Source organism: Ilumatobacter sp. (assembly GCF_041688325.1).
Taxonomy (GTDB): Bacteria; Actinomycetota; Acidimicrobiia; order Acidimicrobiales; family Ilumatobacteraceae; genus Ilumatobacter_A.
Map to the genome: position 1 here is coordinate 1 of NZ_JBDNIJ010000404.1, position 6,430 is coordinate 6,430.

The 6,430-nt window shown below is 58.6% G+C and carries 10 protein-coding genes; 8 read left to right on the forward strand and 2 right to left on the reverse strand.

Annotated features, from left to right (window positions below; genetic code table 11):
* The 8 genes from ACH2EI_RS20040 to ACH2EI_RS20075 form a co-directional block, all read left to right on the forward strand.
* A partial coding sequence (locus ACH2EI_RS20040; RefSeq protein ID WP_395161323.1) for an AAA family ATPase occupies window positions 1-1,067 on the forward strand: 1,067 nt, incomplete at its 5' end.
* Between the two features lie 45 nt (window positions 1,068-1,112).
* Window positions 1,113-1,673, forward strand: a complete 561-nt coding sequence (locus ACH2EI_RS20045) for a hypothetical protein (protein ID WP_395161325.1) — start codon at window positions 1,113-1,115, stop codon at window positions 1,671-1,673.
* A complete protein-coding gene (locus ACH2EI_RS20050; protein ID WP_395161327.1) occupies window positions 1,670-2,263 on the forward strand; it encodes a hypothetical protein in 594 nt (197 codons plus the stop codon). The genes ACH2EI_RS20045 and ACH2EI_RS20050 overlap by 4 nt, the downstream gene beginning before the upstream one ends.
* Complete coding sequence (locus ACH2EI_RS20055) at window positions 2,260-2,457, forward strand: hypothetical protein (RefSeq protein WP_395161329.1); 198 nt, start codon at window positions 2,260-2,262, stop codon at window positions 2,455-2,457. The genes ACH2EI_RS20050 and ACH2EI_RS20055 overlap by 4 nt, the downstream gene beginning before the upstream one ends.
* An 87-nt stretch (window positions 2,458-2,544) precedes the next feature.
* Window positions 2,545-2,919 carry a hypothetical protein gene (locus ACH2EI_RS20060; protein WP_395161331.1) on the forward strand — a complete coding sequence of 125 codons (375 nt, stop codon included), beginning with the start codon at window positions 2,545-2,547 and terminating at the stop codon, window positions 2,917-2,919.
* A gap of 73 nt (window positions 2,920-2,992) precedes the next feature.
* Window positions 2,993-4,078 carry a hypothetical protein gene (locus ACH2EI_RS20065; RefSeq protein ID WP_395161333.1) on the forward strand — a complete coding sequence of 362 codons (1,086 nt, stop codon included), beginning with the start codon at window positions 2,993-2,995 and terminating at the stop codon, window positions 4,076-4,078.
* 8 nt (window positions 4,079-4,086) lie between these two features.
* Window positions 4,087-5,118: a hypothetical protein gene (locus tag ACH2EI_RS20070; RefSeq protein ID WP_395161335.1), complete on the forward strand. Its 1,032-nt coding sequence runs from the start codon at window positions 4,087-4,089 to the stop codon at window positions 5,116-5,118.
* 17 nt (window positions 5,119-5,135) lie between these two features.
* Window positions 5,136-5,294 carry a hypothetical protein gene (locus tag ACH2EI_RS20075; RefSeq protein ID WP_395161337.1) on the forward strand — a complete coding sequence of 53 codons (159 nt, stop codon included), beginning with the start codon at window positions 5,136-5,138 and terminating at the stop codon, window positions 5,292-5,294.
* 2 nt (window positions 5,295-5,296) lie between these two features.
* On the opposite strand, the gene ACH2EI_RS20080 is transcribed toward ACH2EI_RS20075, so the two are convergent.
* Both ACH2EI_RS20080 and ACH2EI_RS20085 read right to left on the reverse strand, forming a co-directional pair.
* Window positions 5,297-5,554: a hypothetical protein gene (locus ACH2EI_RS20080; RefSeq protein ID WP_395161339.1), complete on the reverse strand. Its 258-nt coding sequence runs from the start codon at window positions 5,552-5,554 to the stop codon at window positions 5,297-5,299.
* The coding region (locus tag ACH2EI_RS20085; RefSeq protein WP_395161341.1) for a hypothetical protein at window positions 5,551-6,430 on the reverse strand (880 nt) is incomplete at its 5' end. The genes ACH2EI_RS20080 and ACH2EI_RS20085, both read right to left, overlap by 4 nt.

Sequence of the window (6,430 nt, forward strand, 5' to 3'; positions counted from 1 at the left end):
AGAATGCGGTTGAGGGGCTCTTCCAGTACGTCAAGGATCATGTCCAGGCGAACTGTATCTACCGCGGTCAGGTCATCGACGTGGCATTCGACTTCATAAAGCTCACCGACTTCCAGCCGAAGAACGTGGCGCTCACTGAAACGCTGCGCTCCAAGATTGAGCTGTTCGTGACGGGACCTCTCAGTCACCCCGAGGCGCTGGATGCTCGCAAGCTCCCCCGCAAGTCGGGCATCTTCCTCTACGGTCCTCCCGGAGGCGGCAAGACAATGGCCAAGACAGTGTGTGAGTACATGGCTGCCCGCATGGGTGCCTGTGTTGTCGAGGTTGACCCGTCTCTCGGGATCAGCGGCTTTGAGGCTGCCGCAAAGCGCACTGAGGTGCTGCTGGAGGCCGGGATACCGGTCGTGATCGGCATGGAAGACATGGAGAAGCTGGCACGCCACGACCGGGCGAAGGTGCTCGACATCTTGGACGGAACCAACTCGAAGGGTCAGCGTCGTATCACGATTGGTACGACGAACTTCCTGGAGCAGATCGACCGTGCAATGCTGCGACCGGGACGCTTCGATGCCGTCGAGTTCTGCGGTCTCCCTGACCGTAGCGCTTTCGAGCATCTCGTCAAGGTCCTGATCTCCGCCGAAGACCGTGGAGAGATTGACTACGACGTCGTGTTCCCGTTCTACGAAGGGTTCAGCTATGCGTTCATTGCGAATGCTGTGCAGACCATCCTTCGTGCTGCGATCAACACGGCGAAAGGCGACCTCGGCGAGTTGGCTGTCAGTACTGATGACCTCATCACTGCGGCACACGCAGTGCGTGGACACTTCGACCTCATGCAGGAAGAGGTGGAGGTCGAGGTACCGGCTCTTGACAGCCTGTTCAACAAGATCGTCGACGATGCGATCGAGAACCGTCTCGACCAGCGCAATTTCAGCGACGATGTGGACTACTCCCATATCGACGACATGATCCACGGCCAGGTGGATTCGATCGTCGAGGCCCGCCTCAACGGGGCGACTCTGATCGACAACGACGGCGACCAGCGCTACGAAATCAGCACCAACTAATGAACACCCACACAACACCCACACAAACCGACCAAAGGAACCACAATGCTTGACGTACAACAAATCGACGACTTCTCCAAAGCCGTCGTGGCCTTAAAAAACCACCAATGGATCAATCACCAAGAGCGGGACCTCATCCCGTCCATCTTTTTCGGCCTTCGGGACAGGGATGAACTCATAGTCGTCCCCGACTCGGTCATGCGGAAGCTCGTATCCGATTCTGGTTCCAACATTGTGAAGGTGGTGGAAACCATGGTGTCGACAGTCGACGATATCCCGTTTGATTTCGAGCGGCTGGAGATCGCCGGGTCCATCACCGAGGCACTGATGAAAGCCTTCCCGCTGGATACCCCCAAGGTTGAGTACGACAGAGGGGACTTCGCCAAGGAGGTGGCTGTAGACCCCGCCTCTCTGGTGGAGCGCTGCGTCGTCCTCACTTTGGCGACCAGCGACCTGGTTGGAGGCTGCGACGTGCAGACGTCGATCATGGGGTACAAGGTAGGTGACGGGGGCGTCATCGAATGGAATGAACCCATGCTCGACGCAGGGGGCAAGGGGCTTCTGTGCGAAGCCTTCAAAGGCTTCTTCGTTAAGGAGAAGTCATGAGCCTCACCTTCGATGAGTTCGAGCACGCGATGACAGCCGTCTCTATGTCTTCGACCTCCGGGTTGATGGACCTCATCAGCGGTTTCTCTGAGAGCGAGATGGAGAACATGGACCCGGCAGACGCGTTATCACTCATTAAGAGTGCTGGTCCTCCGACCGTAGCGATTTGGGATTTGACACGCCCCGACTCGTACGCCGAAAGCTCCGACCTTCTGGGAGATTTGATTTTCATGTTCCCCGACTTGGAGGATGAAGCCAGGAGGATCATGAAGACATTCACGTTCCACCACTTTTACCGGCTGGGCGGGGATGGGGTGAAGGAAACGTTCCTGGCATACGCCGGGGGCAAGACTCTCGCCCACGAGGATATGTCCAAGGAACTTATGGACGCAGCCGAAAGCGCCATTAGCTTGGTGGCGAATCGGATGGGTGTGCCTGACGTCATGCTCCAGCCGCTCGCCAAGGAGTTTGGTACTTCTCCGTTTGCCAGGAAGAGAAAGGACGCAGGCATCGACGTCGATGCCTCCGTCAAGGCTTTCGCTGAGGAGATGGACGGAATCTTTAGTTCATGGAATGGGGGTGAACCATGAGTATCCCTATAGGGGTTGTTGGAACGGCGCTCAAACACTTGAGCAACAAAAGGACCAACTACTACAAGAGCCTGGAGATGAACCCCTCGTCCAGCGACCGCGATCACTACAACACAGAGATCGACAAGCTGAACGAAGCCATCTCCTACCTCGACCAAGTGAGAGAGTCCACCCGGACAGCGGAGAAAGATTGACCTACAGAGAGGCCAAGTGCAGATCCAATCTGCACTTGGCCTCTCGGTCGAATCTGCCTCCAACCCAACCAAAAGAAAGAAATCGCTATGAGTGAAAACCCTAACCATTTCGACAAGGAGCTAACCAAGCGCCAGATCGAACAGGCTGAGAAGATCCCTTGGGGTCTGCTGCGTTGCCGGATCGGCGGTGATCGACACCATTGGCATCGTGTGCAACCGGACTGGCAGCCGTCCAACAAGGCGATACCGGTTGCTATGCAGTGCCGCAGGTGTCTGACCGTCAAGAGGATGGACGTCGAGGGCACGTACGGCACGATCATTGGTAGACCGTCGTACCAGTACCCGGACAACTACCGGATCAAGGATGGACCCGACGACCCTGGCATCTCGTCGAGGGCTGTCCGGGTCGTGATGGCACGCCCTCCATCGGGCCATGTCGTCCCGAAAATGAAAACCCAATAACAGCATGAAGGCCCGTCTCCTATCTGGGAGGCGGGCCTTTTGCATGTCCGCAGTTAGGTCTACACTGTGTGGTATGCCATTACCCACAGGACGTTCCGGTTTCGTAGCGGGCGTAGACCCGGCGACACGGCGAGCTTTGTTCGACGTGGACAGTCGGGCCACCCGCCTCGTCTACGGGGTGGCAGCATCGGCGACAACGGCCTACGTCGACGGTGACCTCTCTGCGGTAGCTGTGTCCAAGCTCGACCATGTGTCGATGGACACAGGCGACTATGTGTCGATCTTGAAGTACAGCGGGGGGCTGCTCGTCATCGGCTCTGTCGGCGCTACGGGCACGGAAATGGTCGCCATTGCGTCATCGACCGGGCAGAGCATAGTGAACAGTACGAACGTAGCGATCACAGGCATGTCGGCTGATTCTGACCTCAACGGCTGGGTGACTACAGGCGCGATCACGCCGACCGTCGCAGGGTTCTACCAGATCACTTCGTGGGTCACGTTTAGCGGTGGTGCCGGGAGTCCAAGGCGCATCTTGGATCTGTTCGCACCTGGCCTCGTGGGTTCGATGGACGTCGACGGCGGGCTGAACTCTACAGATCTGGTGGTTTCTTCGCTGGTGGAGCTGGACGGTGCGCAGGCCGTGTCAGCCCAGGTGTTCCAGAACAGCGGCGTGGCGCTCACAGTCGACTTCCGCTTGTCTGTCAGCCTCGTAGCGTCGATGACGGCTGGCCCGCAGGGAATCCAGGGCGACACGGGTGCGGCAGGCGCTGACTCCACGGTCCAAGGCCCGCAAGGCGACCAGGGTGTTCAAGGCGACCAAGGCATTCAAGGCGACCAGGGCATCCAAGGCGACCAAGGTGTTCAGGGCGACACGGGCGTGGCCGGGTCCATCAACCTGACCCAGGTAGAGATCGACGTAGGCGCGACTCCCGTAGCTTCTGCCGTCGTCTCAGTCATCGACGCAGCGGTCACAGCCTCATCAAAGATGACGGGTAGTATCGCCTATGTCCAGCCGACCGGCAAGGACCTAGACGAAATCGAGATGGATTCATTCGATCTCAAGTTCGAGCCGCTCGCCGGTTCGTTCAATGCACACATTTCAGGCAGGGACGGCAGCATCGCCGGACCGTTTATCATCTGGTACGCCGTAGCGGCATAAGGAGAATCATGGCAATCATCAAATCAGGGGTAACGACCGACGAACTAACGGTTGACCCGACCAGCAAGGCGGCACGTGTCACGCTGTACAACAGCGACGGCACCGTACGTGACCTGACGGTTGATGTCGCGGTGACGGTCGTGCCAGTCACGGTCGCAGGGAACGATATCGTCGCAGCGGTCGACGTGTCGAAGTTCTCGACGATGACTCTCCAGATCACAGGGGTGTTCACTGGGGCGACGATCGTCTTTGAAGCGTCGATGAACAACGGCGACTTCGACGCTATCGCTGTTCAGGACATCGGTGCGCTGTCGGCCCCGTACGTTACGTCGGCTTCCACTGCCGGGATCTACAAGGTGACGACTTCGTTCAATTGGATTCGGGTGAGGGTCACAGCGATCGGTACTGGCACGGTTGACGGTACGGGCGGATTGTCCTACAAGGACAGCAACACCGGCCAAATTTCTGCTACCGGTGATGTCACCGTGTCATCTGGTGTCGCCCTCAATGCTGGGGCCGCTGTCGTCGGCTCTATTGACGATCTCGCCAAGCTCGGTGGGGTGGCGGTATCAATGGGTGCCGGTGCTACCGACACGGGCACGCAGCGTGTGGCGCTCGCCAACGACGCCGAAGTCGCTTTGGCTGCCGGTTCCAACATTATTGGTTCCGTGCTCCTGGCAGCCGACCCAACACCACTCATCACCGACTTTTACACGGCAGCAGGCGGGGCGGTGAACGTCAACTCACGGTCAATCCGGGGGCAGGCGTGCGTGTTGAGAGCCATCGTGATGACGAACTATGCGGCCACAGCCCGACACGTCAAAATCTACGACACGGCCGTTGCACCTGTCGCCGGGGTCGGTACGCCGGTCATCGTCCTATCGATGCCTGCCGGTGGCACACTGGCCTACCCGCTCCCGTTTCAAGGCTTGGCGTTCTCCAACGGCATCGGCATGACAATGGTGCTCGGTGCAGCAAACAGCGATGCGACGCCGACAGCAACGGCACCAGACATTTCGTTGACGTCCATCTTTACCTGACATTAAAGGGGTCCGTCGTGCTTATCCAATACACCGGGATTCAAGAGTCCGGCATCGACGTGTATACCACTACCGGGGTCATACACCTAGATTACTTCGGCGAGTTCGTCGAGGTCGAGGACGATGTCGCCAATCAGATCTCCAAAGGTCAGCCGGGAGACTTCGCTGTCGCCTGACCTCAGAGGTCGTGGTTTTCGAGGTGGCGCACGAGTTGCTTGGCAGTCGTTGAGGTTGTGTCGCGAATGTCGTCAAGCCGACTATTGACGGTGGTGAGCGCCAGTACGACCTCGCCGTGGTCCGCCGTGTTGGACGTCTTCATCTTTTTCATCGCAATAGCTGCGGCTGCGGCGATGACGCCAGTGATGATTGAGGCAGCAGCGCCAATGACGGCCACCGTGTAGTCCGGTTCGGCCGCTGCTGCGGCGATTGCGTTCACACTTTCTTCAAGTCGTTAGCTGAGATCCCGGCTTTGGACAGGACGGACTTGAGGCCCAGTTCGTGTGGCTTGGCCTCTCGGATCATCGGGACGCCCTCTTTGACCAGATGGGCGTAGGTGTCTGGGGTGAGGTGTAAGACCATCGACCCTGTTATCAGGAACACGCTCGTGTATCCCGCTGGTGCCCACATGTATGGGTTCATGTCGTCCTCTTCTGCCGGTTTAAGGGTCTGTGTTGGTACTGGCGCTTGCCATGTTAATAGAAACTCGGGCCAGCGGGCGTCAACTGATGGTCCAGCGCACGCCGTGCGCGCTCCAGGCATGAGCTTGTGGGGTCGCTGGTCAACGTCGGGCCGTAGCGACCCGTCGAAGATCAGGACGTCACGCAGCCAGCGCCACTTGTCGATCATCCGGTCGGTGAGTGTTTCGCCCACGCCAAGGAGGAACAGTACGCCGAACGCAATCGAGTTTTCGCCGCCCGAATGTGCCGCTTGGAACTTTCCGGCGTACTCGATGATCTGATCGTCGTCGTTCTGGCCGATCACATAGTTGTACTCGAACGGCTTTGAGCTACTGAACACCCGTTGGATCTGGCGCGTGATCTCGGCAGTGTCTTTGCCGGTGTATTCGATGTTGTTGCCGGTGTAGTGGGCGGTCATCATCGGTTCGTTATGGAGGCGTGGTCGAAGATTGCCGGACGATGAGCGGACAACCTCGGGCAGCCCCGCCTCCATGCGCCCGACGATCCGATAGCCAGACGCAGGCGGCTGGAAGGATGCTTTGTCTGCCCATCTGGTTCCGGGTGAGCCCTGCGGTACCAGCAGCACTACGTCTCCGTAGGTACTGGCGTGGTCGTCTTTGGGGTGTTGGCCGTGG

What these genes read in the sequence shown, in the direction of transcription:
- ACH2EI_RS20045 (WP_395161325.1), top strand. Translation starts at nt 1,113, where the DNA reads ATGCTTGACGTACAACAAATCGACGACTTCTCCAAAGCCGTCGTGGCC.
- ACH2EI_RS20050 (WP_395161327.1), top strand. Translation starts at nt 1,670, where the DNA reads ATGAGCCTCACCTTCGATGAGTTCGAGCACGCGATGACAGCCGTCTCT.
- ACH2EI_RS20055 (WP_395161329.1), top strand. Translation starts at nt 2,260, where the DNA reads ATGAGTATCCCTATAGGGGTTGTTGGAACGGCGCTCAAACACTTGAGC.
- ACH2EI_RS20060 (WP_395161331.1), top strand. Translation starts at nt 2,545, where the DNA reads ATGAGTGAAAACCCTAACCATTTCGACAAGGAGCTAACCAAGCGCCAG.
- ACH2EI_RS20065 (WP_395161333.1), top strand. Translation starts at nt 2,993, where the DNA reads ATGCCATTACCCACAGGACGTTCCGGTTTCGTAGCGGGCGTAGACCCG.
- ACH2EI_RS20070 (WP_395161335.1), top strand. Translation starts at nt 4,087, where the DNA reads ATGGCAATCATCAAATCAGGGGTAACGACCGACGAACTAACGGTTGAC.